The sequence below is a fragment of the Roseobacter litoralis Och 149 genome, from assembly GCF_000154785.2.
GTDB lineage: Bacteria > Pseudomonadota > Alphaproteobacteria > Rhodobacterales > Rhodobacteraceae > Roseobacter > Roseobacter litoralis.
On record NC_015730.1, the window covers coordinates 3,317,949 to 3,343,193 of the forward strand.

The window sequence follows — 25,245 nt, forward strand, 5'->3', positions numbered from 1 at the left end:
TCCGTTGGGTGCTTCAGACGGGCTGAAGCGTGTTTTTGATATCTGCATCCCGCATCGCCTTGGCGGCAGAACGGATGGCGTTGATGATGAATTCATAGCCCGTGCAGCGGCACAGATTGCCCGAAATCGCCTCGCGAATATCTTCGTCGCTTGGATCGGGATTGGCCTCCAACAGTTCCTTGGCCGCGGCCAGCATGCCCGGCGTACAGAACCCACATTGCAACCCATGCTCTTCCCAAAAGGCCTGCTGAATGGGGTGCAATCCGCCCTCAGTGCTGTAACCCTCGACGGTGGTAATCTCTGATCCATCGGCTTGCACAGCAAACATGAGGCAGGAACGCACGGCCTTGCCATCGACGATGACGTTGCACGACCCGCAGACACCATGTTCGCAGCCCACATGCGTGCCGGGCAGTTCCAGTTCATGGCGGATGAAATCAGACAGCAGCATGCGCGGAGCGACGAAAGCCGCGCGCTTGCGTCCGTTCACTGTGAGGTTGATCGTTTTTTTGGTCATCTTCCCCTCCATCTATAGGCCTGCCCGCTGTGTTGCGGCGCTCAAAACGCGTGGCAGCAAGGCCCGCAGAAGATCACGACGGTATTCGGCGCTGATATGTTCTGCATCAGGTGGATCGGCAGCCTCTGCGGCGGCTTTGGCGGCGGCCTCAAAGACGTTCGCGTCGGGCATCTCACCTTCCAAAGCGGTTTCCTGCGCTTCAAGCCGGTAGGCGTGATCGCCCAACCCGGCGACGGCAATACATGGCGCAGTGATGCGCCCGTCGACAATCCGCAACGTTGCTGCAACCGAGGCCCAAGCGTAATCACCCTTGCGCATAGCGACCTCTTCAAACCCCCAGCCAGTGCCCGGTTGGGGTATGGGAATGCGTATTTCTGTCAGCATTTCATCCGCGTCCAACACCGTCTCATATGTCCCCAGAAAGAAATCCCGCGCGTTGACGTGCCGCGCGCCAGAAGCTTTGGACACAACCATGGTCGCCCCCAACACTTGCATCAGCGCGGGCATTTCCGAGGCCGGATCCGCATGACACAGGTTACCGCAAAGCGTCCCACGATTGCGAACAGCCGCGTGTGCGATCCACGCATAGGCTTCGGTCATGATGGGCAGATGCTTGAGTATCAGGCGTGACGCTTTGATATCCCCGTGACGTGCCAGCGCGCCGATCACGACTTCGCCGTCTTCCTCACGGATATAGTCGAGGTCGGGCAAACGATTGATATCAATCAGACGCTCTGGTGTGGCCAGTCTGTAATTCATCATCGGAACCAGACTCTGCCCACCTGCCAGAATGCGTGTATCCGTTCCGTCCCCCAGGAACGCCAGAACGGCCTTTAGATCGGTGGGACACTCATATTCAAATGCGGATGGTTTCACTCTTTCTCCCCTTCTTGGTTAACCGGCAAATCGCGGCTCCGGCACACCCTTGATCCCGAGCCCGCGAATGCGGAACAGGCTTCCTGCGCCAAACTGCGGCTTGGTTTGTTTTGCAAAACCATCGTGCGTCGCAGGGTGGCTGACCCGCGCCATCGATGTGATGTAAATATCCATCAGGTCTGGTCCGCCAAACATCACAGAGGTAATGTTGCGCACCGGCATGGAAATTTTGCGATCCACGCTGCCATCCGGCGCATAGCGGATCAGATCCCCCGAGATGACTTGCGCATTCCACAGGTAGCCTTCGGCATCAACGGTGGACCCATCTGCGAAACCTGCGTCGTCATCAGTTGAGGCAAAGATGCGTTTGTTGCTGGGGGTTCCTGTCTTTATATCGTAGTCATAGGCCCAGATTTCGTTCTTGAACGTATCTGCGAAATAGAATGTCGTATCATCCGGACTCCAGCAGGGGCCGTTTGAGCAAATGATGCCGTCTTCGACTTTGTGCAGGCTAAGGTCCGGGTCCAGACGCCACAGCCCGCAAATGCCCAGTTCTTCCTTGTCGTCCATGCCACCCGCCAGGAAACGGCCCATCCGGTCGCATTTTCCATCATTCAGACGGGCGCGTGTTGGATCGTCATCCACACTGGCGATCAGGTCGATCGCTCCGGTCACAAAATCAAAAGCGTAGAACCCGTCCGACAAGGCCAGAACCGCCCCATTGTTTTCACGCAATGCCATGGCACCGACATCTTTGGGCAGCGGCCAAGATGTCACCTCGCCGGATTTGGGATCGAACCGCCAAATCGCGTCCTTGCCAACGCGCGGACCCGTGCTGTCCACCCAATAAAGCACACCCGTCTCGCCGTCCCATAAAGGACCTTCTCCCAGATGGTTTTCACAAGGGATCAGGCATTCGATTGAAAATGTTTGTGACATGTATCCGAAGCCTCCCAATTTGGATTTCGACTCGCTCTCTTTAAAACACTTGCATTTTTTATACATACGTACAATAAATAAATTAACGGTCACTTTTAACGCAATAAACAGGAGGCTTTGATGCTGACAGCGCTTGACCACGTGAACCTCTGCACGCCTGATCCAGAGAAAATGATCGATTGGTATGAAAGCGTCCTGGGTCTAAAACAGGGCTATCGTCCCGATTTTCCGGTGCCCGGCGTGTGGCTGTATTTGAATGACACGCCGGTCATTCACCTGGTCGTGGACACCCAACCTTTGTCGCGCGATCCGTCCTCACTGGAACATTTCGCATTTCGGGCACAGGGAATGGCTGCGTTTGAACAAAAGCTGATCTCATCGGAGGTTCCATTTGATCGGCGAGATGTCCCCGGCACCAATATTGTGCAGTTCAACCTGACAGACCCTATGGGCAATCACCTGCATGTCGATTTTCGAGAAGGTGAGTGAGAACAGCTAAGAAACTCAGCCTTTTCATACTAGTGCGGTAGCTTCATCCAACACCAGAGGTAGCACAACGCTTACCGTCCAAAACGTGTTGGAAACCACCAACCAAGCAGTACCATCGAAGTTGATGCTGGGATGTCATTTGCAGGCGGATGCAATCTTAGTGTCAGCTTAGTGCTGATGTATGGGGGAGGGAATTGGAGGGCAACCATGCCAAGTTTCCAACATTTCAGAGCCACCTCGAAAAAAAGCCTTGGAACAAGAGCTGGATCATCGGACAGAAACGACCAGACGACCGGTCTGGTGAAATCTGCCGCACTGCCAATTGAGCGTTGCTGCAAATGCGAGTGTTTTCTGCGACAGCAACAGCCGCATCCGCATCCGCATAAGGCTGCTTGGCCCCGCACGTTGTTGGTTCACCTTTCACTTAGATACGCGCACGCCACGAATGTCGGCTAAGCGCGGTGCAACCGCAGCAATTGAAGACCACGACCAAGGTCTGAAATGGGCCGCCCTCATCCGAGCGAATTACGCCTAGCGCCTAAATGCTGCGCTTGCTCCGGTGACGGTAGTGAGCCCATTATTCCGGATGCTGCGCGTTGCACAATTTTCCGCATCCAGAGATTTCGCTGGGAAATGTTTCTTTGAATTGTATGTTTGCAAGAGAACCGGAGGAATGAAACGTGATTGACAGTGGAGCGACGCTTGCATGAAGGGATCGGCGGCTCTCCCAGTGTTTGGCACGCGGCTGAGACGCGTGCGCACCGCCGTGCGGCTGAAGCAGGACGGGTTGGCTGAGCTGCTTGGCGTTGATCAGGCGACCGTGTCCAGATGGGAAAGAGGCGTCCAAACGCCAGAGGCTGATTTGCAAGCCAAGGTTTTCCAAACACTATTGCCTTATCGTTCAGATGATGCAGCATTGCGCCGCTTGGTCGAAACGTCTCCTGAGTGTGTTCATCTGGTCGATGAAGCAACCCATGTCTGTCTCGCCTATTCTGCTGTTCGCGCCCGCGACTGGCAGGTCGGACAGAGGGACATGTTAGGTATCTCGCTCTGGCAGTTTGCCACTGAGGAGATCCAGAAGGCGGAGCATGAATTAGGGGCCTCTGATTGGTGGTCAGTGGTATCGCCAGAACCCAGATTGTTTGAGACCTCTCAAGCCAATTATCGCGACATTAGCATCAGTGCGGGTCAGATCCTGTGGGAACGCGTCTACCTGTCAGACGGCACTCCGGCACGGCTCGTCAGTGGCCGGAGCCACGCTGCATAATTTATGCGTGGGTCGGCGGCCCAAACACTTGTAGTTTGCGCACATGGCTGGAGTTTCTAACAAGATTGCGCTGATCATCGCGCTGTGGGTCGCTGGTATTCTGGCGGGCGGGCAGTTTGCAAAAGTATCAGTCATTTTTCCCGAATTTCGATCGCTGTACCCTGAACAGACCGATCAAATCGCATGGTTACTGACGCTCGTAAGCGTTGTTGGTGCCATTTTTGGAGGGGCAGCAGCCAGTCTGGCGAACCGATTTGGACTAAGACACGTTCTTATTGCATCACTGATAGCGGCTGGTGGCCTGTCTTGCTGGCAATCCACCTATCCCAGTTTTGCGCTCATGGCTGCATCACGGGTGATCGAAGGTATCACACATCTCGGCATAGTCGTGACTGCGCCAGCTTTGATGGCCGAGATCAGCTCCGAAAGGTGGCGCGGGACCAGCATGGCGCTGTGGGGCACTTTTTTTGGCGTTTCTTTTGCGGCATTTGGGTGGTTTGGCATCCCTTTTGTAGATGAGTTCGGTATCAGCGGACTGCTCCAACTTCACGGCGTCAGCCTGTTTGTCGTGGCGACCCTCATTTGGTTTCTGCTCAGAACGCATAACGTATCTGACAGTTCGGGCAGCGGATCACATCCGAAACACATGTCTGCGTTCTTGGCCTTTCAAGATGCGAGGGTCATTTGGCCTGGTGTCGGATGGCTCTTCTATACACTGACGTTTCTGGCCTTGCTGACCATCTTGCCATCCCAACTGTCCGAAGAACTGCGGCCACAACTCACGACGGCGATGTCCCTGGTCGGAATTGCCGCAGGTCTGATCATACTGCCGATTGCCTTGATACGTTTCAAGGCCACAACACTGGTGTTTGCGGGTTTCCTATTGGCGGGCATAACCGCAGCCATCGGCGTATGGATTGATCCCACGATGCACGCAATAATGCTTTTCGCGATCTTAGGTCTGATCCAAAGCGGAACATTCGCAGCGGTGGCTCAACTCAATCATACAACCAATGCGCGGACGCTTGGCTATGGTGTGATGGCTCAAACAGGCAACTTGGGAAATCTTATTGGAACGCCCTTGTTGTTGTCCGTTCTGGAGACATCCGGTCATGGCACGCTACTTTTCACAACGTCAGCGATCTACGGCGTAGGATTTTTCACTCTATTGTATGTCGCAGCGCGCATTCAAGATGTTGAGAGACAAGGCTGAGTTCGAGAGGTGGCCACGACCATCCTCGGCGCAACAGACATTCGGAACACTGCGCCAAAGGTCGGAACAACCCCGCTGTGCGAGCCGCGAACGCAGCATCTGGGACCTTGATTGAATGATTTCCAAGGTCCCTGCTGCGCTGTTGGGTTTAACTCTGACGCCGTGCATTGAGTGAGCACCCTTGTTGATGATGCCCCGTTCGCCCGCCACGATTTGCCCGTGCTGATGAATAACGCAAAGGTAGCTTTTCCAATTCCAGGCGGAGCGCGCTGCGTTGTAGGCAGAAAAGGTGGCGCAGGCTTGATCGTCAGGATCCACCAATGCGATAGTCTGCATAGTATTCTTTTTCCATAGCAAGCAGATGTGTCAGACTGGATGACCTCAAACTGCGCTTGTATCGAGCGATTTTCGATAGACTGTAAAACTGGTGTCTATGGCAACTTGGTCATAGAGGCGCATCGCGGTCTCGTTTGACGCATGCGTATGCCAGTAAACACTGTGGATTTCGGCTTGCCTTGCGCGTTCGAATACCTCGGTGATCAGATTACGCCCAAGGCCGCCCCCTCGCGAAGATGGTTCTGTAAACAGATCCTGAAGGTAACATGTGTCGTCAATCATGATTGTATTGAGATGAAACACATAATGGGCAAGCCCCCGCAGTCTGCCGTCTTGCTGCGCCACGAGACAATGCACTGGCGTCTGTGGGCTGAGAAACCTCTGCCACGTTGTCAGGGTGATTTCTTCCGAAAGGGCGGTCGCGCCCTCCCTCCCATAGAATGCGTTGTACTGGGTCCAAAGGTTGCACCAGAGATCAAAGTCCTGCTCGGCTGCATCCCGAATGACGATACCATCGGTCATCAACTGCAGTCTCTCGTCGAGGGGTTCATTTGCCCATCACAGGACACCAAATACCGGCGTACTGTTTCTGCCATCCCATGCGAAAGCGCGTCGCAAAAGAGCGCATGCCCTATCGACACCTCATCAATCGACGGCACTCTTCCAACCAATCGGGCTGTTCCCTCAACTGTCAGGTCATGGCCGGCATTGATGCCCAACCCCTCATTTGCAGCAGCACGCGCCGCATCCTCAAGACGGTCAAGCGCACGGGTTTGAGCGACCGGATCGTCATAAGCACTTCCATAGGGTCCGGTGTAGAGCTCAACACGATCTGCCCCTGTTTCGGCTGCAGCTTTCATATGCGTCGCATCCGGGTCTGCGAATAGAGCGACGCGGTGCCGGTTGAATTTCAGATCAGCAATGATGGGCATCAGAAACGCCTTTTCGGCCGTGAAATCCCACCCATGGTCGCTGGTCGCTTGCGCCGGATCATCAGGGACCAGTGTGATTTGATCCGCCCGGACGTCGTGAGCCAAAGCGAGAAAATCGGAGGTCGGAAACCCTTCTACGTTGAGCTCCCGGTCAGGAAATTCAGCATCCAACATCGTGCGAAGGTCCCAGACATCAGACGGCCTGATGTGGCGCTGATCGGGCCGCGGGTGCACCGTGATGCCGAATGCTCCGGCTTGAAGCGCTGTGCGACCCAGCCCGACGATATCCGGCCACGCATGATCGCGGCGATTGCGCAGGAGTGCGGCAACATTCACATTCACAGACAAGTGCGTCATCGCTTCATTCCAGTCGGAAGTTGCGCACATGGTCGGGCAGGTTCACGCTGGCCAGATTGCGCGGATCGGGGATCGGTGTTCCGATCTGGGTCGTCACCGGAATAACCCCCGCCCAGATGGGCAATGCGTAATCTTCTTCTTCATCCCCCGGATGACCTGTTCTGACTTTCGCACTTCCTTCGGTGATATCCATGCCCAACACCATCGTCGCCTTCAGGTCCTGTGCGTGATCGGGCCGCAGAGTGTCATAGCGGCCGGGGAAGAGGCCGTTCACAAAACGTCGAAGATGTTCCAGCTTTGCCGCCGGATCCTCGACTTTTTGCGCCTTGCCGAACAACATAACTGAGCGCGTGTTTGCAGAATGATGCATGCCCGAGCGGGCCAGAACAAAGCCATCAAGAATGGACACCGTCAAACAGACCTCTGCGTCTTTTGACTGGCGCAACGCACGACTGGCCGAGGAACCGTGCCAATAAATGCGGTTTCCCTCACGCCATTGAAAGGTAGGTGTCACATACGGATGTCCGTCGATGATGTAACCGACGCTGCACATGGGTTGGGCGTCAAGAATGGCGTTGATCGTCTTGCGATCAAAGTGCCCGCGCTGATGAATGCGGCGCAGGCGGGACTTCTCTGTGACGTTCAGGGTGTCATCCATAACGGGGCCTTTTAGTTTGATTTCCTTGACGACAGGTAGCGCTTCATTGGATACTTAGAAATGTCCAATATCGTAAATAAAAATCAGTCCAATTTGGATGCTGCCCTATTTCGGCTCAATCTGGAGCGTTCGTCGCACATGAGCCTTCAGGCACAACTCATCAGCGCTCTGCGAACTTTGCTGAACGAGACGCAGGCCCCATCTGGTCTACGCCTTCCGTCAAGCCGCGTCCTGTCACTGGAATTATCGGTGTCCCGGACAACTGTTGTCGGGGCGTATGACCAGTTGATCAGTGAAGGTTATCTGCACACGAAAATGGGCGGCGGCACGTATGTGGCGGATCAAATACCGCACCTTGCGCCACCGGTGCGTACCTCGAACGACCGCCCGGAGCCGCTGCAAGCGTGGGTGCCCTTTCAATCAGGCATCCCCGATCAGTCGCTGTTTCCGCACCGGCTTTGGTCCCGGCATATCGAAAAGGCATGGGCGAAGCCTGACAGCGCTTTGCTTGGCAAGCCCGATCCGTTTGGCTGGTATCCTTTGCGGCAAGCGATCAGCAATCACCTGTCTGCTTGGCGCGAGCTTGACTGCCGGCCCGAGCAGGTCTTAGTGACGTCCGGCGCATCGGAGGCATTCGAGATCATCTTTCGCGGCGTGCACAGATCGGATGCACATGCCGCCATCGAAGACCCCGGTTGGCACACATTGCGCCACGTTCTTGGCTCGCTTGGGGCGCAAGTACACCCTATTCGCATTGATGAGCATGGATTTGATGCCGACAAGATTACAGGCGCAGCTTCAGTGGCGATTGTCACGCCGTCGCGACATTATCCGACAGGGATTTCCATGCCAATGCCGAGACGAACGGCGCTGCTCGCCTGGGCCGCGCGGGCAAACGCGCTTATCATCGAGGATGATTATGACAGTGAGTTTCGGTATCAGGGCCACCCCCTGCCGTCGCTGGCTGGGCTGGATGGCTTGAAACGATCAATTTATCTCGGCAGTTTTTCGAAATTGCTGAGCCCTGCGTTGCGTCTTGGCTATTTGGTTTTGCCAGATGCGCTGATATCGTCCGCGCAGGACTATCTGGCCCAGTTTGGGTCGCGCGCGTCCCTTGTACCGCAACCTGCTTTGGCCACATTCATGGAAAGCGGAGAATTTGCCGTTCACCTGAGACGTATGCGACGCACCTATGCGAGGCGACAAGCACATCTGATTGCAGAGTTGCAGGAGTCCGCAAGTCTGATCAATGTTGCGCCAGATCCTTCGGGTATGCACATTTGCGCATCCCTTTTGCCAAGTCTTCGACATCACGCAACGGACAAGTTGATCTCAAACACTGCTCGGGGAAAGGGTCTGCATGTGAAGGCTTTGTCTTCGCATTGCATCCTGCCCGAGCCTCCACAAGGCCTTGTCCTTGGTTATGCGGCGTTCGATGAGAAGATCATCAGTACGGCGGCTCGTAAGCTGAACCAACTTCTAATCAAACTTGCAAAAGCAAACGGTTCAAATGCTAGAGGATAGTGAAAAGGAGACATTGGCGCGGTCCCAGCGAAAACTCGTTTTGTCCCGCTCTTGATACCTTCGGCAGCACCCAAATCGAGTAGCTGCAGCGAAAGGCGACTATGAAGAGTGCCGCCGCAGCATACCAGACAATCGGCAAATGTCAGCTTTGGTCCGTCCGTGTCTCAATGGCCGTAAAGGGTTGATCGCCTCGCAGAACATCGGCGCGGCATCCAGAGTTGGCAGAATGGCCGGCTGTCGCTTGAAGCATCTTTCTCAATGGCCTGCCTCTGACCTGTACGTGTTGCTCTACTGCTGGATGCTTTCCAAATAGACCAACAAGCCAGCAAGCTCTCTGGGTGTTGGTGTCAGCACACCTTCTATGTCCACCGGAACAAGATCTTCAGCCATCTCTCCGCCAAACTGCGGCATGACGCGCGCAAGATGGCTGTTTTGCGGGTCGCCATAAATGTAGCTCAGTGCACGTGCCGCTGGAAACCGGTCATCGTTTTCTGCGCTCAATAACGTCAGATTGGGGGGCAAGACGGCAAGCCCGTCTGCGGTGGTGCCCACCCCTTGGCCACCCGCGCCATGACAAGACACGCAGTTTGCAGCGAAGAACGCCGCGCCGTCAGCCCGGGTGGGCATCGCTTCATTTTGTCCGTCCGGGCTCGTACATGACGCCAGCACCAAAAAGGTGCTGCTGAGCACAAGCAAGGCCAAATTTGTTCTTCGCATATTCGCTGCTCCGTTTTGTTGCTGCATGCTTTTGGCTTACACCCCCAACGCCACCAACCCTCTCGTAAAACTCACGGAGACGGGCGGTGGGCGGTTCGAAAACATCAGATAAAGTCCCGGGTTGGGGGCAAGCCTTTCCACGCCAGGTACTCCGAATTGCGCATTCGCTGGGCGAACGGCACGAATGATCTTCGCGCCTGCGCCATGTTAGACTGGGAAGTTCTCATCTGCTTCCTCCCCGCCGTCTTCTTTGATCTGACCATCCAGCCAGTGCTCTGCAGCGGCGGCGGCCGAGAGCGGAAAGCTTTTGATCTCAAACGAGGGGATAACCGCGCCTTCGATCTCCGCAACCGTTCGAATCCATGCGACGTCGGAAAGCACCGCACATTTGTCAAACTTGTTGATCAAGCCGAAGAGTTTTGGCATCTGCCGCAGTTCAACGGCGAGCGCACCCATGGTCGGCATCTCAAAATCCAGAACCTTATAGAGCATCTTACCATGGGTGATATCCTTCGATTGCTCGATCAGGTCGTCGAGCCCCGCTTGCATGGCCTCCCTGTCAAGAGCACCTGAAAGTTCTAAGTCCAGACGATCTGCCGATAATTTCGAGATTTTCAACATTTTCAAAGGCCTCCTCTCCTGTCAGCAAAAGCTATATGCTTTGGGCCTGCGTGTCGTTGACCCACATCAATAACCTTCCGTCTATGTTTAAAGTGGCACTGCGAATGTCTCATCTGGGCCACCCGTGACGGCGACCCGTCAGCGCTAGATTTCGATAGCTTCGTCAATGCTCAAGGCATCCTCAAGTTCCACACCAAGATATCGGACTGTGCTGTCCGTCTTGGCGTGACCAAGGAGGAGCAGAACAGCTCTGAGGTTGCCGGTCTTCCTGTAGATCTGAGTAACCTTGGTTCTGCGCATTGAATGAGTTCCATGCGCGCTTGCCTCGGAACCGATCGAAGTCACCCAATCCCGGACGATCCGCGCATATTGGCGGGTCAAAATGTGCAGGTGCTCATGGAAACGGCAGACCAAAGGTGTTCAGAACCAACCATTAGATGGTCTTCCATCCCCTTTTCGACCGAAGCGCATGTGCCTTCTGAAATCTCGAATCGCATAGGTTTCTATGTATTGCTCTGCAGTACCGATACCGGCTCTTTGATCTGGCCGGGACGTCATGACATCGACGATTTTCATCTTGACCAGATCACATCCGCGCAGCTTGCTATCGATTGCCATGTTGAACAGCGCGAGGTCGCGATGGTTCTCGGCAAGTTCAAGTCGAAGTCGGATTTCCCATACATGCTTTGGCTTTAGCGGGCGTTTCTAACCGACAATGCGACACTTGTTCCATGCAGGGCGAAGTGCGCAAACGGCTGGCAGGTTTGGTGTTTCCATAACTGATCCTCCGATCCGCCATGCCCTCCCAATGACAACCCGACGTTGACAAGGCACCATATCACAACCTTGCTGCGCTGTATTCGAAGTCGGCAATGAGCCCAAAGTAACGCCCTGTCAATCTGCTACCATGACTGTCTCAGGACAATCGGGTTGCGCTCAAAATTTAAGTCCGCAGCCTAAAAATGCGCATACATCCGGTGCTTTGTTGGGCGGCAATTGCAGAATGTGTCTTGTGGCGTGGCGGTGAGCGAAGGCATTGTCGGTGCGCAATGATGTCAGTTTGTCATGAAACAGTAGGACCAACTCAAATCGTGAATTTTCTGGATTTAGACCTTGCTTATGAAAAACGGCCAATAACCACGGCTATTATGGTTCTGGGATCACATTTTTTGTTTGCACTACTCGGAGTTTGGTCCATGTCAGCCTTCCCAAATCATGCGATTTCGATTGCAAATGCCTTCGGTTGGGTTTGGTTAGCGTGGGCGATCATTTCAGTGGTTGGAACTGTGAGATATTTAGAAAAACTGATTGAACGAAAAAAATAAACGTGTAGCACATCAAATGTTGGCGGTTCTGGCGCACCAGAGCACTACGCGTTTAGTTCGGCAGCAGCGAAAGTCCGCTTTGTCCGGAGGCTGTGTGGAAACTCTGTTGATTGTGGTGTCGGCGTGAGCGTTCGGTGTTTTTTTGGGCATTTTGGCTCGGCATCGTCATTTCCACTACTTAGATGGGTTGAGAAGGCGGCTGAGGCAATCTCCGGCTCACCCCGGCGTTCTCGAGGCTAATTTCAAGCCGAACGATACCCCTTACGCCTTCATCGCCGCGATCATTGCCGGGATGCCCATCAAGTTCATGACGCGGGTCATGTTGTAGGCGAGCACATGCAGCGACATCTCGGTGGCGACATTTTTCAACCGTCTCATCTTGAAGTGTGTCGCCCCCATCCAAGATTTGATCGTGCCGTAAGGATGCTCGACGGTCATGCTGCGGACGGCCAGTTGGGCTGGGTCTGCGTCCAACCTTTCTTGCACCCGCTCAAGCACATCCTCTTTCTCCCATCGACGCACGCGCCGTTCCTTGCTGGCCGTGCATTTGTCCTTGATGACGCAATCGGCGCAGGCTCCCGACCAATATGATCTGATAGCTTTGCCGTCTTGCTGGCCGGTAAATCTGTAGGTCAGCTGCTTGCCTGCCGGGCAGACATAGACATCCTTGTCGCTGTCATATGTGAAGTCAGCCTTGTCAAACTGACCGCGCGCAGCGGCGTTCGATGTCATTGGTTTGGGAACGACAACCGAGATACCAGCCTCTTCGCTGGCAACAATTTCCTCGCTCTTGTAATAACCTTTATCCGCGATTGCTGTGAGCTGATCTGTCGTCATGACATCGTTTGCTGCCGCGGCCATCATCGACAAGGCATCCCGGTCGAACCCAAGCATTGTTACTTGATGCGCAACGATCAGGTGGTGATTGGCTTCGACGACCGTTTGAACATTGTAACCGACAATGCGGGGCATCCGGGCCGTTGTTGCCATGGATCGGGCATCAGGATCACTAAGTGAGACTCGGGTTTCGCCGGTCTCATCCATGCGCTGCTCGATTGATCTGTAGCGCACCGCCTCCTTTTGCAGATGCTCCAGCTTGCGTAGAGTGCGCTCCATGCGGGCCTCTGGCAGCACCGTGCCGGTCTGTTCAAACACTTCGTCGGCGCGATCCAACTCACCCAAATAGCGCTCGATTGCCTTGTCAATCTCACCCAACTTCTGGCGCAGCTTACCGCGCGTGTAATTCTTGGCCTTGGAGTTCAGCGCCTTGAACCGACTACCGTCAATGGCAACCACATCCCCATCGAGCAGGTTCATGTTGCGGCAGAGCGCGACAAACTGCTGGCACACCTTGCGGATCGCGGGGCCGTTATCTTTCCGAAAGTCTGCAATCGTCTTGAAGTCCGGCTTCAACCGACCCGTCAGCCAGACAAGTTCCAGATTGCGACCGCACTCGCGCTCCAGGCGACGCGATGACTGGATCTGGTTCAAATACCCGTAGAGATAAATCCGAAGCAACAAGCCAGGATGATAGCCAGGCCGTCCAGTTGCCGCTGGCATCGCATTGAAGCCCAGCACCGCAAGATCAAGCAGGTCTATAAAGGCATCAATGGCGCGGACAGGACTGTTCTCATCAACATAATCGTCCAGACATTCGGGCAGCAACATCCTCTGCTGCCGGTCCAGACCCTCGATAAATTGCGTCATCAACAACCTCCGTATCGAATACGAAAATTATACCATCAGTCCGGTCAAAATGGGGGAGTTTTCACACAGCCTCTCCGCACAGCGGACTTGTGCAGGTGCAGCTACTGCTCACGCAGCATTTCTTCGCAGTTGGGGCGAAATACTGCAATGCAGGCATCGACTGCAGTATCGTTTTGAGGGTAGACAAGCAGTTAGCAATGTCTGTTAGTGGGCGGATGAGCACTGTCGCTACCACTCCTCAATCTACAGATCGTATACTCGTCGGTGTGGCGCTTATGCTTGGGTTCTGTTTGACCGCTCCTTTGTTGGATGTCGCAGCAAAGCTTGCTTCAGGGAGCGTGCCAGTCGGACAGATTACAGCGGCGCGATTCATTGTACAGTGCGCTCTTATGGCTCCCTTTGTCTGGGCGATGGGAGTGTCCTTGCGCGTGCCGCAAGGACAGATCTTGACCCTCATCGCCCGAGCCTTGCTTTTGCTATTCGCCACATTTTGCTTCATTGCCGCAATCCGCGTAATGCCGCTTGCCGATGCCCTGGCAATCGTATTCGTAGCCCCATTCATTGTTTTGTTAGTCGGCAAGTTTTACCTTGATGAAGAGGTTGGTCCACGCCGGGTCGGCGCGGCACTTGTGGGATTTGTCGGTGTTCTGTTCGTCATCCAGCCCAGTTTCGCAGCCTTTGGTGCGATCGCTATAATTCCTCTTGGAACCGCAGTCGCCTTCGCCGCCTACATACTTGTGACGCGCAGCCTGTCGCGACGAATGCATCCCGTAGCATTGCAATTTCACACAGGCCTGATCGCCAGTCTGTTTTGTCTTCCGGTCTTGCTGCTGGCAAGAGGTTCCGGATCAGCGCTGTTTGACCCTGTCTGGCCGGAAGACATTGCCTGGCTTTGGCTCTTCGGAGCCGGATTTTTTGCAACTGTGAGCCACATGATGATGACCTATGCTCTGTCGTTTGCACCATCTGCAACAGTTGCACCTCTGCAGTACTTCGAACTGCCGGTGGCAACTATATTTGGGTATCTGGTGTTCAACGATTTCCCAAACATGCTGAGCCTGCTCGGCATCGGAATAATCATATCTGCAGGGCTGTACATGATCCATCGTGAAAGGATCGCGGCCAGACAGTTGATCACAGCACGCGCAGCGACACTAGTCTAAGATCACATACACGGCCCATAGCCGAGCTTAAGTACTGTTTGGAATTGCTGCAGTCGCAGCCCGCGTTCCAGACATTCGCGGCATGCACCAAATCAGGGGTTGGTCAAACAGCGGTCTGCGGGACTAAGCACCCTTCGGCGGCAACTGCGCGACGGTCTGCTTCAGGAAAAATTCTAAACCAGAGATGATGTGCACCAAGAATTCAGCTAAGGCCCTTACTTTTTCGAACAAGAGCCCCCGACAGTTAACGCGCTTATCGATTGCTGAATGGAGTGCCGGTCAATTCGGAAATGCCGGTAAAGATCCTTGATCAATCCGGTCTGGCCAAAGTGCTCAACACCGTGGGAAATAGTTTTGTGGCCCGCAACCGCGCCAAGCCATGACAGTGTTGCAGGATGACCGTCGATGACTGTGACGAGGCTGCAACTGCGGGGCAATTCACCCAAAAGCTTCTCAATATGGCAGATAGCCTGCCCGTTGCCACGTACGCGTTCCCGTTGGGCGGCGGTCCATCCTGCATTGAGGCGATCCGCTGACGTGACGGCCAGTACCCCGATGTCACGGCGATATTCGCCAATCATACCAGCGGCGGCGATTGCTTCGGGTGCAACGGCACCTTGGTAGGCAATGACGACTTCACAATTTGGCCCCGGCTTACGCAACCAATAGGCCCCATCAATCGCGCCTTGGCGAAACGAGTCATCAACGCGCGTGCCAGGCTGTTCGATGGGGTTTGTCGTCAGTCGCAGATAGACCGAGCCACCTGTTTCATCGCGCAGCCATGTGCGCTCGTCTGGATCGCCACCTCCATCGCGTTGCATGTAATCAAAGGCCCACTCCATGATCACTGCCAGTTCATCGACAAAGGCCGGTTCAAACGCGGCGAGCCCGTCTTGCGACATCCCGATCAAAGGAGATGCGATGGATTGGTGCGCGCCGCCTTCAGGGGCCAAGGTTACGCCGGACGGTGTGCCCACCACCATAAAGCGGGCATCCTGATAACAAGCGTAATTTAGCGCATCCAAACCGCGAGACACGAAAGGGTCATAGACCGTGCCAATAGGGATCAACCGTTTGCCAAAAAGCGAATGGGACAGCCCTGCAGCGCCGAGCACCAGCATCAGGTTCATTTCCGCAATGCCGAGTTCGATATGCTGGCCGTCCGGCGCAAATTCCCATTTCGCCGTCGAAGGGATGCGGTGATCTCTGAACGTGTCGGCCTGCGCGCGGCGTGCAAACAGTTTGCGGCGGTTCACCCACGCTCCAAGGTTCGTCGTACCCGTCACATCCGGTGACATGGTCACGATACGAGCGGCCAAGCCACTGTCGCCTTTTGACAGATCATCGAGGATTTTACCAAATCCCGTTTGTGTGGAAATTTCGCGATCACTGGTCATCGCGATTTGCGGAACGGGCAAAACCTCATCGCTAAAGCGCCGTGGTCCTTTGGAGAAGAAGGGCACGTCTTTCAGGTAGGCTGTGAAAGCTGAAACGTCATCAACCGTGGCGAACAGCTCCCATTCAGCCCCCTCTGGCACGCCCATGTCAGACTGCCACGCGGCCATTTGCGCCTTTGTCATCAAACCGCCGTGGTTGTCTTTGTGTCCGGCAATCGGCGTGCCCCATCCTTTGACCGTGTACGCCAAAAAGCAAACCGGCCGGTCGTGGTCCACCGCTCCAAAAGTCGCCGCCATTGTCTCCACGCAGTTTCCGCCAAGATTTTCCATCAACGCGGCCAATGCATCGTCATTGCGTGCGTCCAGCAAGGCCGTCACATCACCCTGATCGCCCAAATCATCCATCAAATGTTTGCGCCATACAGCACCACCCATGTAGGTTAGCGCCGAATAGAGCTGGTTCGGGCACCCATCGATCCACGCGCGTAGCTTGTCGCCGCCCGGCTCTTCAAAAGCGGCCCGCTGCAAAGCGCCGTATTTGATCCGAACAACATCCCATCCGAACGCTTCGAATACCTTCTCCGCGCGCTCAAACAGCCCTTCCCGCACGATGCCATCAAGCGATTGACGGTTGTAATCAATCACCCACCACGTGTTGCGCAGATCATGTTTCCAACCTTCTTGCAGACATTCGTAAATGTTGCCTTCATCCAGTTCCGCATCACCCATCAGCGCGATCATTCGGCCCAAGGGAATGTCCCTGCCCCACGTCTTAGCGTGGACGTAGTCCTGAATGATCGACGCAAATGACGTGATTGCCACACCCAGCCCTACCGAACCCGTTGAAAAATCAACATCATCAATATCTTTGGTGCGCGACGGATAGCTTTGTACGCCACCGAACCCTCGAAAATTCTCCATCTTTTCACGTGTCACATTTCCCATCAGATAGTGCATCGCATGATAAATCGGTGAGGCGTGGGGTTTGACAGCGACACGATCTTCCGCTCGCAGCACCTCAAAGTAGAGCGCAGTCATGATGGAGACCATCGAGGCGGACGATGCCTGATGCCCGCCGACCTTGATCCCGTCCTTCTTGGGGCGCAAATGGTTGGCGTTGTGGATCATCCAATGGGACAGCCACAACAGGCGCTGTTCTACCGTCTTGAGATGGGTCAAACCTGCGGTACTCCACCCTTCAGAACAGTGATGAACTGTTCGGTGTCGATATTGCCACCGCAGTGGATAACGCCGACACGCTTGCCGCGCATCGCTTCGCGTTCCTGCATCAAGGCTGCCAATGGTGCGGCACCTGCACCTTCGGCGACATTATGCGTGCAACGGTAGTAAGCCCTAATCGCCTCGGCCACTTCCGCATCACTCACTGCAACGATCCGCTCCGCTCCCTTGGAATAGATGTCAAAGGCACCCTGCACCGGAATGCGCACGGCCATGCCATCGGCAAAGGTATTCGCCGAATTCGTCTCAATCAGCCGACCCACTTCAAAGGATAGTTTGGCGGCCTGCGCCTCAGTAGACACGACACCGACGACCTTGGTTTTCAACCCCAATGCATCGCGCACGGTAATAACTGAGCAGATGCCAGACCCGCAGCCGATGGGCACATACACAGTGTCCAGTTCAGGCGCTGCAGTGAAAAACTCGAGCGCATAGGACGCGACACCGCGAACAAGTTCAGGGTGAAACGGCGGCACGGGAGCCAGCCCTTCGTCCTCGGCAACGCGCATGGCCTCCATGCGGGCAACGTCGAAGTCGGGGCCATACACGATAACCTCGCCACCGAACGCTGCCATGGCCGCGTTCTTTTCTGACGAATTGCCTTCGGGCACATAAATCTTGGCAATCAGCCCTGCAGCCGTCGCCGCGCGGGCTTGGCTCTGGCCGTGGTTGCCGCGTGTGGCGGTGCAAATGCCGCGTATATTAGGCTTAGAGCGTTTCAGATGGTCGATATATGTCACCCCGCCGCGTACCTTAAAGGCACCCGTTGGTGTATGGTTTTCGTGTTTCACCCATACCTCGGTGCCAATTTCTTGGTTCAACAAAGGCCACGTATATTGCGGCGTTGGCGACATATGGTGATGAACAAGGCCAGCGGCGGCTTCTAGTTCGGTACGGTTAAAGAGTGGCATCGTGGAGTCCTTCGAGATTATTCGAGATTTAGCAGAAAGGAGAACTCATATTCTCGCAACTTTCGTTTATTGAGGTCATAATGTTGGATGTATCCTTCAGGTTCTTTTGATTTTGTGACAGAAAGTATCGTAATGGATGATATTGACAAACGAATCGTGCGCCGTCTGGCTGCTGATGGCCGCATCAGCATGAGTGACCTTGGCGACGCCGTTGGGCTAAGCGCCACACCTGTCGCGCGTCGCGTGCGGGCGCTTGAAGATGGCGGTTTGATTACCGGTTACAACGCGCGCTTTGACGATGACGCACTCGGGTATCCTGTGACTGTCTTCGTCTCGGTGCAACTGGACAAACAAGTCGATGAAGCACTTGCAACATTCGAGGCAGCCGTCGCTGCGTTCGAAGAAGTTCTCGATTGCTGGCTGATGACTGGAACGCGCGATTATTTGATGCGCATCGCAACAACCGACCTAAGGGAATTTGAACGGTTTTTAACTCAAAGACTGACAAAAGTGCGGGGCGTATCTTCCATCGAGTCATCAATTCCATTGCGGCGGGTTAAGGCAAAGGCGTCAAGAATTCCCTAGGGATCGCGTTTTGATCTCTTTTGAAGCCGACATTCGCTGCGTTGCAACAGCCTGGTAGAAATGGGATCTTTGCGGCCCAATGCACATGCAGAGATAATGCGTTTTAGTGCTTTAGGAAAACCGCCATCCGGCTCGTTGCTACGCTCTTGGCCATACCAAGGTTGATAGTACAGTGCGTTGCCTCAATCCCCGCGAAAGACGGCAATGCTCCTTTCGATGAGAGCATATGTATGGAGCTGTCCCGCTTTAGTGCCGCCCCTAGTGCTCGTTTAAGCCACCTTCCGTTCGAATGCGACAGGGCTTTTCCATCCCAGTGCTGAGTGACGGCGGCGTGGACTGTAGAAGCCGTTGATGTATTCAAAGATTGCCATCTCAGCGTGCCGCCTGGTTTCCCATGACCGCCGCCAGATCAGCTCGGCCTTGATGGTTTTGAAGAACGTCTCGACAGCCGCATTGTCGTAGCAATTGCCCTTCCCAGGCATCGACACCTTGAACCCATGTTGGCGCAGAATCTTTTGATAGTCGTGAGAACAATATTGGCTACCGCGATCCGTGTGATGGATGCAGCCCTTTGGTGGCGCACGGAATACGATGGCCATGTTCAACGCCCGTATCGCTAGATCACGCTTCATGCGGTTACTGACGGCCCAGCCGATGACACGGCGAGAATGCAGGTCCAAGATCACAGCCAGATACACCCAGCCTTCACGGGTCCAGACATAGCTGATGTCGCCTGCCCATTTCTGGTTTGGCGCATCTGCCGCGCAGTCACGATCCAGTAGGTTCGGTGCTATATTGAACTTATGATCTCTATCCGTCGTGACCTTGTGTTTGCGTGTTCTGACCACTGATATGCCGTTCTGGCGCATCCACTGCCCGACAGGCGATTTGGCAAAGCCAAATCTGCCGAGAGGGGGCGGCCAACACGGCGGTGACCGATATCCAGGCCAATCTCTTTCAACTCCTCAGTCATGCGCGGCCTGCCATAGCTGCCAAGGCTCAGACGAGATTGTTCTTTGATGTGCGCCAGCGTGACCAAATCAGACCGCTGTCTGCGACTGGCTGGCCGGCTTCGAAATGCGCGTAGCCCGCGTGTGCTGACGCCAACGACATCACACAGCCGATTGGTGGGGAAGCTCTCGCTGTGTTCTTCAATGAACCTAAATCTCATTGCTTTAGGCCCGCGAAGAACTGGGTGGCCTTTTTTAAGATCTCCCTCTCCTCCTTGAGAATACGGTTCTCGCGGCGCAGCCGGTCATTCTCTTGAACGAGGCTCATATCCTCTTTTGACACCACATCCGTGTCTCGATGCGCTGTGATCCACTTGTTCAGTGTGGACATACCTACACCCAGATCGTCAGCCACCTGTTTGCGTGTCAGCCCACTGGTCAGCGCGATACGCACCGCATCTTGGCGAAATTCGTCCGTCCGTTTCAGTCCCATAGTCAGTCTCCTTTGTTGCAGTAAATGCTATCAAAGGGGCGGCATCAAACCGCGACAGGTCCAGGTGGAGCAGAAAGGTGGTGACCGCGTAGCTAAGCTTGGCCGTCGCGTTACAATAGAATTGGTACATGGTCTGCTGCGGCATGTGGGCCGCACCGAAGCGGATATAGGTCTCATCTATTACTCGGCAGGCGCTCACGAAGTGATTTGTTACGAGAGCACATGCAATTCAACACTTGTTCGGCGCAGATGTTTTTCGGCTCGTTTTGATCCGTTCAGGTCCGAATTCCTGAACCCCGCGGTAAACCGTGGATCGAGCCACACTCACGCCAAGCTCAGCCAGCAGATCCACAACGACTTGATACGGCAGCGGATACCGCAATTACCAGCGCGCAGCGCAACGGATGACGTCTCGCGGAAATCGGTGGTGCTTGAACCGTGATTTGCGTAGCATGCCGGTCCCCAAAATCGGAAACGTGGCCAAGAATTTCAGTTAATACAAAAGTTTCACTGAAAGGCATCGAGGCCCGCAGATCAAAAAAAGGACCACTTTGCAGATAACGAAACGGGTGTCCTGATCAAGACCGCCTTCGCCGGAAACCTGTTCAAAGAGGCTACATAAACAAATAGGTGGATGGATGCTGTTGCACCAGACCAAACTAATGCAACAGTGCCTTGCAGAGCATACATCATCAAATCCGTCGAAAACAAATGCAACCCAACCCGCCACCGAACCAACTTGTCCCAATCTTTTGGCTGCGCCATTTGGTCGATCACTTGGGTCCCGGCACACCTCATGTGAGTTCGGTCCTTCGGGACCTCGGTCTGGATCGCCTGGATCTCACAGATCCGGAGCAAAAAATCGACCAGAGAAAGGAAGCAGAGTTTCTGGACGCCGTATCGCGTCGGAGCAATCAACCCTTTCTGGGCGCTCAATCGGGAATTCGCCTCGACGTTCGCAAGACAAGCCTCTTGTCCTATTTGCTGTTCAATTCTCAAAACTTGGATCATGCGCTTCAGAACCTTGTGCGCTTTCTTCCCCTGATGCGGCCTTCCTCGAAAGTGAGCATGACGCGCGAAGCAGACAAGGTCTCGGTCCATTTCGCCAATCGGATCAAAGACGTCGCCATGAATGCGCAATATGTTGAGTTTTGCGCAGCAATGCTGATCAACTCGATGCGCCGGGCTTCAGAGAGCGCCATTTGTCCTGTCACCGTCACCTTTGCTCACCAGCGATCCGCTGATGCCGGAATCCTAAAGGGCCTTTTCAGTTGTCCTGTTTCGTTTGACGGGGCGGTAACCACGGTTGTCCTGCACTCGACTGACGTTGGGCGGCCAGTGATGCACCGAGATCCGAACCTTTATCGCGAGATGTTCAGCTATGGACGGATTTTGTTGCGTGACACTGCGCCGGCGTCATTGAGCGTGGAGGAGTTGGTCATCAACTACGTCGCAGATCATCTTACGAGAACCCCTCCCGGAATTGAAGAAACGGCTGATGCGCTTGGGTTGTCGCGGCGCACATTGGCCCGCCGTCTTGCACGCAATGGCACCAGTTACAGCATGCTGCGCGATAATCTACGGATCTCTGCTGCGCGGCAAATGCTTGCCGAGACCGACACGCCACTGGCAGAAGTCACCTATTTGCTGGGGTATTCCGACCAAAGCGCATTTGGCGCCGCCTTTAAAAGGGCCACCGGTCAAACACCAAACCAGTATCGCCTGTCCTACCGCGTTGTTGACTGAGCTCGACAAGATATTCTCGTATGGCGTGTATTCAACAGAGATTGGCACCTCATAACAATACGGATGTATTTCGTTCCCCCATATCTGCCTCACTCAGGCACGAAGGCTGCACCACATGATGTGATGCCTCGCCCGTCGCTTTCAAAACAGGAAACAGATATGTCTAACGGAACTTTTGCGGATTTTCTTGACGCCATGCGGACGTTTGAGTCTGGCTGGGACAGTGCGCGCTACGCGACGGGTAACATTATTGATGCACAGCTGAACCAGTGGGCGGGCGGCGTTGTGTCCGATTTTTACCCGGATCTGACCAGCTGGGGCCAGATGAGCCCGGAGCAGTGGGAGGAGATGTCCTACCGATCCGAAAATACGCTGGGGTTTGTCGGATATCAGTTCGGCGAGGCGCTGATGATCGATCTGGGGTATTATGAGGCCGATGGGCTTGTCGGAGGTGGTGGTGGCGCGCCCACCAACACGTGGGAAGGCACATGGACAGGCAAAAACGGCATAAATTCGCTGGACGACTTCAAGAACGAAGCGCCGCAGGAATTAGCGATCCGTGAAGCCTTTGGTTTCAATCTGACAACCATCGAAGATGGCCTTGCCAACGCAGGCCAGACACTTGACGACTATTTGGGAACCACGCGCACTTACATAGAGGGTGGTGTTGAAGTCTCGGTCACAATCACAATGACGGGCTTGCTATCGGCCGCACATCTGCGCGGTGCCTTTGGAACCTTGGATCTCCTGCTCAGCGATGCTGTGTCGTTCGATCAAAATGGTACGTCCATCCTGAACTATATGGAACGTTTTGGCGGCTTTGACGCGCCACCATCCGAAGAATTGATCGCAATCTTTGACGAGAACAACTCGGGGGGTACTTCGGCAGCCGGGTCTGCCGGCGTGACAGCAGAAACCGCAGATGTTGTCATTACGTGGTCTTATGGGGCGGATGTTACAGTCTCTGACTTTGACGCCGATACGGGTACGATCTTTGTCGGGTGGGTCGGAGCGGCAGATCTGGAGGTTTTGGAGATAGCGGGCAACACGGTTTTCGAAATCCCGTCCAACGCGCAAAAACTGACCCTCGAAGATGTCGGGCTTGACGACCTCACGGCTGCAAATTTCACATTCCTTGATGCGACCGCAGCGCAGGAAGTATTGGCGCTGGTTGGCAGTGAAGAAGAGGATGACGATCCAGCCGATGACGAGGGCGACGGTACGGGAGACGGCGACACGGGCGATGTCGACACCGGTGACGCGGACTCCGGCGATGGTAACACCGGCGATGGTGGACAGGGCGACGACGATACCGGTGGGGACAGCGGCGCGGGCCACGACGCAGGCGGCGGCTCTGACGATACCCTTGGACAAGGCACGGCGGGGGTCACCAAAGACACAGCGGACGTCGTGATCACTTGGGACTACGGGACCAGTGTCACCGTTACAGACTTTGACACGGAAGATGACACGATCTTTGTAGACTGGGTCTCGTCTGACCTGCTCGAGATCGAAGAGACAGCCGCGGGCGTGACCTTTGCAATCGTCGGAAATGCGCAGACGACGACCTTGTCCGGTGTCGCTCTGGCGGATCTTTCACCTTCCAATTTCACCATTCTGGACGCGACCGCCGAGGCGGAAATTCTGTCGCTGATCGCTCAGGACAGCTCTGGTGATGGCACCGGTGGGGACGATGGTGGGCATGACGACGGCAATGACGGCCACGGGGGCGATGATGGTGACGGTGGGCACAGCCACACGCATATGCACGTATCCATCAACCTTGCCACGCCAGCGCAGACGATCACGGGCTTTATGCCGGGCATGGGGGATGTGATCGAGATCGAGAGGGACGTCTACGCCGAAAACTTTGCGATTTTCGAGGAATCTGGCGAAGCTCTGGGGCAGACTGTCCGGATCGAAATCAGTGACGGGGGATCCATCAAACAGATCATTCTGACCGGTTTTGGTCTGAGCGATTTGAGCCTTGGCAACTTTTCCATCTCCAACGAAGGTGTCCTGAACGAAGTTGCCTCGACCCTTGGGGCAGTCATCTTTACGCAGGGTGAAGGCACGATCGAGTCGCCGAGCTATGATGCTGACGGATCCAATCCGGTCGAAAGCACCGGAACGACCGATGAAGGTGGCACCAGGTTCAAAGCCGACAGTAATGCGGATGATATCGTTGGATTTGATCCGACACGGGACGCGCTCGATTTCGGTGGGACATCCGTACACGGCATGATCGTGACCAAATCCGAAACCGGCGAAATCGTGATCGACAGCCCATGGTCGCCTGCCGCCCAAATCGTGCAGGGCATCACCTATCAGGATGTTACGATCGATAATTTCGGCATCGTCGGCAATGAGCATTTCCGTCAGGACATGGGCGGCGTGATCAGCTGGGAGCAGGGAGTCGGCCCACGCGAAGCGGACACGGTCTATGTGCGCAGTCACGAGTATGGGGTGCAGGAAACTGTTGACGGCTTCGACCCTTCAACGATGAAAATCAACTTTCTGTATTTTGGTACCCGCGAGCAACTGACCGTTGAGGACAGCGAGGACGGGCTGGTTATCTCAAGTCTGCCAACGGGCCAAAGCCTCACTCTGACGGATGTTGCATTGGCTGACCTTATTCCCGGTCTTGTGGAATTCCATCACGATCAGGTGATAGAAGACAACCTGGAAGACTCCTTTGGATTTTCTCAGGAGGACGTCAGCCTTGTTTCACGCGCGGAGTTACTCACCCCGAATGCACCCGCTGGTGCCACGACGGATGGTGAACAGGTCCGTCCCGGGACAATGACGCCAACGGGAGGTGGCGAAGATGAACCCGATGATGGGACGGATGACACGCCCGATGTGCTGGAAATCAAGTACGAATGGGGCGTGCAGGAAATTGTCTCTGACTTCGATCTGGAAACCGACACATTCGATTTCGGCGCATTGACGGCGGCAAATGTCGGGGTCACCGAAGAGGCAGGAAACCTCGTCATCGAAATTCTGAACAATGGCGGTCACACTTATACGATCCTTGGCTTACAAGCAGAAGATCTGTCTGATGATAACCTGACCGCAGACGCGAATTCTGGCCTGCTCGATGAGGATGGCGCATTTATCGCAACGCTTGGTGATCTTGGTTTTGATTTCGGCTAAACAATAGTCCTGTTGGTTTCCCATGGGCAGCTTAGTTTGCCCATGGGTGTCACAGAATGGCCTGCTGCCGATACGGTCCGGAAAAGGATTGATTCTTTTACCGCTTGACGACCCAGAGTAATATGCA

Annotated in this window: 20 protein-coding genes and 3 pseudogenes; 9 read left to right on the forward strand and 14 right to left on the reverse strand. The window is 54.8% G+C overall.

The window, feature by feature from the left end; genetic code table 11:
- Positions 1-13: 13 nt before the first annotated feature.
- Genes RLO149_RS15700 through RLO149_RS15710 form a run of 3 tightly spaced genes read right to left on the reverse strand, consistent with a single transcriptional unit; the run spans position 14 to position 2,332 of the window.
- Positions 14-517: a (2Fe-2S)-binding protein gene (locus RLO149_RS15700; protein WP_044025695.1), complete on the reverse strand. Its 504-nt coding sequence runs from the start codon at positions 515-517 to the stop codon at positions 14-16.
- 12 nt (positions 518-529) lie between these two features.
- Positions 530-1,393, reverse strand: a complete 864-nt coding sequence (locus RLO149_RS15705; RefSeq protein ID WP_013963090.1) for an FAD binding domain-containing protein — start codon at positions 1,391-1,393, stop codon at positions 530-532.
- Between the two features lie 18 nt (positions 1,394-1,411).
- The gene (locus RLO149_RS15710) at positions 1,412-2,332 is read right to left on the reverse strand and encodes an SMP-30/gluconolactonase/LRE family protein (protein ID WP_013963091.1); all 921 of its coding nucleotides are present in this window, start codon (positions 2,330-2,332) and stop codon (positions 1,412-1,414) included.
- Positions 2,333-2,452: 120 nt separating this feature from the next.
- Between RLO149_RS15710 and RLO149_RS15715 the strand changes: the two genes are divergently transcribed.
- The 3 genes from RLO149_RS15715 to RLO149_RS15725 all read left to right on the forward strand — a co-directional run bounded on the left by RLO149_RS15715 (position 2,453) and on the right by RLO149_RS15725 (position 5,301).
- The gene (locus tag RLO149_RS15715) at positions 2,453-2,821 is read left to right on the forward strand and encodes a VOC family protein (protein ID WP_013963092.1); all 369 of its coding nucleotides are present in this window, start codon (positions 2,453-2,455) and stop codon (positions 2,819-2,821) included.
- A 706-nt stretch (positions 2,822-3,527) separates the two neighbouring features.
- Positions 3,528-4,088: a helix-turn-helix transcriptional regulator gene (locus tag RLO149_RS15720; RefSeq protein WP_013963094.1), complete on the forward strand. Its 561-nt coding sequence runs from the start codon at positions 3,528-3,530 to the stop codon at positions 4,086-4,088.
- Positions 4,089-4,131: 43 nt separating this feature from the next.
- Entirely contained in the window at positions 4,132-5,301 is a 1,170-nt protein-coding gene (locus RLO149_RS15725; RefSeq protein WP_013963095.1) for an MFS transporter, read from the forward strand.
- A gap of 381 nt (positions 5,302-5,682) precedes the next feature.
- Here the strand turns inward: RLO149_RS15725 and RLO149_RS15730 are convergent, their stop codons facing one another.
- The 3 genes from RLO149_RS15730 to RLO149_RS15740 are packed head-to-tail and all read right to left on the reverse strand — an operon-like array spanning position 5,683 to position 7,584.
- Positions 5,683-6,159 carry a GNAT family N-acetyltransferase gene (locus RLO149_RS15730; protein ID WP_013963096.1) on the reverse strand — a complete coding sequence of 159 codons (477 nt, stop codon included), beginning with the start codon at positions 6,157-6,159 and terminating at the stop codon, positions 5,683-5,685.
- Positions 6,159-6,926 (reverse strand): pyridoxine 5'-phosphate synthase, encoded by a 768-nt coding sequence (locus RLO149_RS15735; RefSeq protein WP_013963097.1) that lies wholly within the window; start codon positions 6,924-6,926, stop codon positions 6,159-6,161. Before RLO149_RS15735 ends, RLO149_RS15730 begins: the two co-directional genes overlap by 1 nt.
- Before the next feature lie 4 nt (positions 6,927-6,930).
- A complete protein-coding gene (locus RLO149_RS15740; RefSeq protein WP_013963098.1) occupies positions 6,931-7,584 on the reverse strand; it encodes a pyridoxamine 5'-phosphate oxidase family protein in 654 nt (217 codons plus the stop codon).
- Positions 7,585-7,644: 60 nt separating this feature from the next.
- Between RLO149_RS15740 and pdxR the strand changes: the two genes are divergently transcribed.
- Positions 7,645-9,108 (forward strand): MocR-like pyridoxine biosynthesis transcription factor PdxR, encoded by a 1,464-nt coding sequence (pdxR, locus tag RLO149_RS15745; protein ID WP_013963099.1) that lies wholly within the window; start codon positions 7,645-7,647, stop codon positions 9,106-9,108.
- Between the two features lie 288 nt (positions 9,109-9,396).
- Here pdxR and RLO149_RS15750 read toward each other — a convergent pair whose 3' ends face one another.
- From RLO149_RS15750 to RLO149_RS23210, 3 genes and pseudogenes are all read right to left on the reverse strand, one after another.
- Positions 9,397-9,825 (reverse strand): c-type cytochrome, encoded by a 429-nt coding sequence (locus RLO149_RS15750; protein WP_013963100.1) that lies wholly within the window; start codon positions 9,823-9,825, stop codon positions 9,397-9,399.
- A gap of 207 nt (positions 9,826-10,032) precedes the next feature.
- Entirely contained in the window at positions 10,033-10,446 is a 414-nt protein-coding gene (locus RLO149_RS15755) for a SpoIIAA family protein (RefSeq protein WP_013963101.1), read from the reverse strand.
- A 144-nt stretch (positions 10,447-10,590) separates the two neighbouring features.
- Positions 10,591-11,118: pseudogene (locus tag RLO149_RS23210) on the reverse strand (tyrosine-type recombinase/integrase).
- Between the two features lie 419 nt (positions 11,119-11,537).
- Here RLO149_RS23210 and RLO149_RS23595 point away from each other — a divergent pair.
- Positions 11,538-11,771 carry a hypothetical protein gene (locus RLO149_RS23595; protein ID WP_148264375.1) on the forward strand — a complete coding sequence of 78 codons (234 nt, stop codon included), beginning with the start codon at positions 11,538-11,540 and terminating at the stop codon, positions 11,769-11,771.
- Between the two features lie 261 nt (positions 11,772-12,032).
- Here the strand turns inward: RLO149_RS23595 and RLO149_RS15770 are convergent, their stop codons facing one another.
- Positions 12,033-13,478 carry an IS1182 family transposase gene (locus RLO149_RS15770; protein WP_013960868.1) on the reverse strand — a complete coding sequence of 482 codons (1,446 nt, stop codon included), beginning with the start codon at positions 13,476-13,478 and terminating at the stop codon, positions 12,033-12,035.
- A gap of 215 nt (positions 13,479-13,693) precedes the next feature.
- Between RLO149_RS15770 and RLO149_RS15775 the strand changes: the two genes are divergently transcribed.
- Entirely contained in the window at positions 13,694-14,641 is a 948-nt protein-coding gene (locus tag RLO149_RS15775) for a DMT family transporter (RefSeq protein ID WP_044025696.1), read from the forward strand.
- A 215-nt stretch (positions 14,642-14,856) separates the two neighbouring features.
- Here RLO149_RS15775 and RLO149_RS15780 read toward each other — a convergent pair whose 3' ends face one another.
- Together RLO149_RS15780 and RLO149_RS15785 are read right to left on the reverse strand one after the other, a co-directional pair.
- The gene (locus tag RLO149_RS15780; RefSeq protein ID WP_083825508.1) at positions 14,857-17,166 is read right to left on the reverse strand and encodes a transketolase; all 2,310 of its coding nucleotides are present in this window, start codon (positions 17,164-17,166) and stop codon (positions 14,857-14,859) included.
- A 47-nt stretch (positions 17,167-17,213) separates the two neighbouring features.
- The gene (locus RLO149_RS15785; RefSeq protein ID WP_013963106.1) at positions 17,214-18,188 is read right to left on the reverse strand and encodes a threonine dehydratase; all 975 of its coding nucleotides are present in this window, start codon (positions 18,186-18,188) and stop codon (positions 17,214-17,216) included.
- Positions 18,189-18,275: 87 nt separating this feature from the next.
- Between RLO149_RS15785 and RLO149_RS15790 the strand changes: the two genes are divergently transcribed.
- The gene (locus RLO149_RS15790) at positions 18,276-18,773 is read left to right on the forward strand and encodes an Lrp/AsnC family transcriptional regulator (RefSeq protein WP_013963107.1); all 498 of its coding nucleotides are present in this window, start codon (positions 18,276-18,278) and stop codon (positions 18,771-18,773) included.
- 269 nt (positions 18,774-19,042) lie between these two features.
- On the opposite strand, the pseudogene RLO149_RS15795 reads toward RLO149_RS15790, so the two are convergent.
- Together RLO149_RS15795 and RLO149_RS24515 are read right to left on the reverse strand one after the other, a co-directional pair.
- Positions 19,043-20,216, reverse strand: a pseudogene (locus tag RLO149_RS15795) (IS3 family transposase).
- Between the two features lie 219 nt (positions 20,217-20,435).
- Positions 20,436-20,670 (reverse strand): annotated as a pseudogene (locus tag RLO149_RS24515) (IS6 family transposase); the annotation flags it as partial.
- 257 nt (positions 20,671-20,927) lie between these two features.
- On the opposite strand from RLO149_RS24515, the gene RLO149_RS15805 reads away from it, so the two are divergent.
- Complete coding sequence (locus tag RLO149_RS15805; protein WP_013963108.1) at positions 20,928-21,962, forward strand: AraC family transcriptional regulator; 1,035 nt, start codon at positions 20,928-20,930, stop codon at positions 21,960-21,962.
- A 159-nt stretch (positions 21,963-22,121) separates the two neighbouring features.
- Positions 22,122-25,118 carry a hypothetical protein gene (locus RLO149_RS15810; protein WP_013963109.1) on the forward strand — a complete coding sequence of 999 codons (2,997 nt, stop codon included), beginning with the start codon at positions 22,122-22,124 and terminating at the stop codon, positions 25,116-25,118.
- Positions 25,119-25,245 lie beyond the last annotated feature (127 nt).

Excerpts from the sequence above, each read along its gene's own strand:
- RLO149_RS15805 (WP_013963108.1), top strand. The coding sequence starts at position 20,928 with ATGCAACCCAACCCGCCACCGAACCAACTTGTCCCAATCTTTTGGCTG.
- RLO149_RS15790 (WP_013963107.1), top strand. The coding sequence starts at position 18,276 with ATGTATCCTTCAGGTTCTTTTGATTTTGTGACAGAAAGTATCGTAATG.
- RLO149_RS15750 (WP_013963100.1), bottom strand. The coding sequence starts at position 9,825 with ATGCGAAGAACAAATTTGGCCTTGCTTGTGCTCAGCAGCACCTTTTTG.
- RLO149_RS15715 (WP_013963092.1), top strand. The coding sequence starts at position 2,453 with ATGCTGACAGCGCTTGACCACGTGAACCTCTGCACGCCTGATCCAGAG.
- RLO149_RS15700 (WP_044025695.1), bottom strand. The coding sequence starts at position 517 with ATGACCAAAAAAACGATCAACCTCACAGTGAACGGACGCAAGCGCGCG.
- RLO149_RS15785 (WP_013963106.1), bottom strand. The coding sequence starts at position 18,188 with ATGCCACTCTTTAACCGTACCGAACTAGAAGCCGCCGCTGGCCTTGTT.
- RLO149_RS15735 (WP_013963097.1), bottom strand. The coding sequence starts at position 6,926 with ATGACGCACTTGTCTGTGAATGTGAATGTTGCCGCACTCCTGCGCAAT.
- RLO149_RS15710 (WP_013963091.1), bottom strand. The coding sequence starts at position 2,332 with ATGTCACAAACATTTTCAATCGAATGCCTGATCCCTTGTGAAAACCAT.
- RLO149_RS15810 (WP_013963109.1), top strand. The coding sequence starts at position 22,122 with ATGTCTAACGGAACTTTTGCGGATTTTCTTGACGCCATGCGGACGTTT.
- RLO149_RS15770 (WP_013960868.1), bottom strand. The coding sequence starts at position 13,478 with ATGACGCAATTTATCGAGGGTCTGGACCGGCAGCAGAGGATGTTGCTG.
- pdxR (WP_013963099.1), top strand. The coding sequence starts at position 7,645 with ATGTCCAATATCGTAAATAAAAATCAGTCCAATTTGGATGCTGCCCTA.
- RLO149_RS15780 (WP_083825508.1), bottom strand. The coding sequence starts at position 17,166 with ATGATCCACAACGCCAACCATTTGCGCCCCAAGAAGGACGGGATCAAG.
- RLO149_RS15725 (WP_013963095.1), top strand. The coding sequence starts at position 4,132 with ATGGCTGGAGTTTCTAACAAGATTGCGCTGATCATCGCGCTGTGGGTC.
- RLO149_RS15775 (WP_044025696.1), top strand. The coding sequence starts at position 13,694 with ATGAGCACTGTCGCTACCACTCCTCAATCTACAGATCGTATACTCGTC.
- RLO149_RS15730 (WP_013963096.1), bottom strand. The coding sequence starts at position 6,159 with ATGACCGATGGTATCGTCATTCGGGATGCAGCCGAGCAGGACTTTGAT.
- RLO149_RS15755 (WP_013963101.1), bottom strand. The coding sequence starts at position 10,446 with ATGTTGAAAATCTCGAAATTATCGGCAGATCGTCTGGACTTAGAACTT.
- RLO149_RS15740 (WP_013963098.1), bottom strand. The coding sequence starts at position 7,584 with ATGGATGACACCCTGAACGTCACAGAGAAGTCCCGCCTGCGCCGCATT.
- RLO149_RS15720 (WP_013963094.1), top strand. The coding sequence starts at position 3,528 with ATGAAGGGATCGGCGGCTCTCCCAGTGTTTGGCACGCGGCTGAGACGC.